Here is a 1,017-nt window from a genome sequence, read left to right on the forward strand (position 1 = left end):
GATCGAGTCCACGACTCCAACACCGCGCGCGAATCATCATCGAGAACCAACGCCGAAGTGGGCATACGGCAATTCTTCCACCCGAACGCCTGTAAGCGAATTAACGACGCGCAACACTAGCCCCAGCGAGGGGGCCGGGCACTCGCCCGGCCCCTCGCCTCGCCTGGCGGCATCCTTCGTGGAAAGGCTTGCGTACCGACAAAACCCCGGGCTGCGAATCGCCCACCTGCACAACGCAACCACGATGGCCCTGTGGCAACCGACCCGCCGGGGAGGGCGGCAGCGCAGCGCCAGCGGAGTCAGCTCGTGGCTTCCCCGAGTCGTTCGACCTGTCCGCCAACCTCGTCGGCGTACGCCTGAGCCTCGGTCGCCTCATTGTCGGTGTAGACCCGGACGTCTGCCGGCCTACCGGCCGGCCGCACGATCAACGTCAGCTCCCCTATCGCGACGCGACCGCGTTTAGGTGCGACGCGATTGGTGGGCCCGGCCCCGGCATCGTTGTTCTCGGTCATCGCTCGGCGGCGTCCTGTCTCGGTTGCAGCGCCTCGGGCGGCACCCACATGGTGATCGTGGCCGAGGAGACGCGGTTGGCGCTCTCGACTGGCATCTGACATATCCCGCGCCAGAGGCCGTTTGAAGTTTGGAGCCACGCTAAGAGAAGCGCGTTCATGGTGGGTTCGATCCGGGCACCGGATGCGCGGACTCGCAGTGACACTCCCCCACCGGCGGCATACGAGCGTCCGCAGGACGGGTCAGCGATCGCCATGTCGATCAGCACGGGCCTCGGTGGGTCGACCACGCGTAGTGTTCGGGTGTCGGGCCAGTGGTCGAACATGCCATCAGTGTCATCTCGCAAGACATCGGTGACAGTTCTGCATCAGGCCATAGGTGACAGAGTGAGGGGTCTTGGTGGTGACACTTCTTCATTTGGTTTCCGCCACGCACCGCTATGTGCCTTGCGTTGCGTGGCGCGGTTGCCGATGAGGGGGGGCTGACGCAGGTGCTCAACTGACCGCG

The 1,017-nt window shown here is 65.2% G+C and carries 1 protein-coding gene; it reads right to left on the reverse strand.

Annotation, left to right across the window (positions count from 1 at the left end; all coding sequences use genetic code 11):
- Positions 1 to 299 precede the first annotated feature (299 nt).
- Positions 300 to 512 (reverse strand): hypothetical protein, encoded by a 213-nt coding sequence (locus tag L1892_RS24580; protein WP_005179525.1) that lies wholly within the window; start codon positions 510 to 512, stop codon positions 300 to 302.
- Positions 513 to 1,017 lie beyond the last annotated feature (505 nt).

The sequence above is a fragment of the Gordonia tangerina genome, assembly GCF_021556435.1.
Classification (GTDB): domain Bacteria; phylum Actinomycetota; class Actinomycetes; order Mycobacteriales; family Mycobacteriaceae; genus Gordonia; species Gordonia tangerina.

Excerpts from the sequence above, each read along its gene's own strand:
- L1892_RS24580 (WP_005179525.1), bottom strand. The coding sequence starts at position 512 with ATGACCGAGAACAACGATGCCGGGGCCGGGCCCACCAATCGCGTCGCA.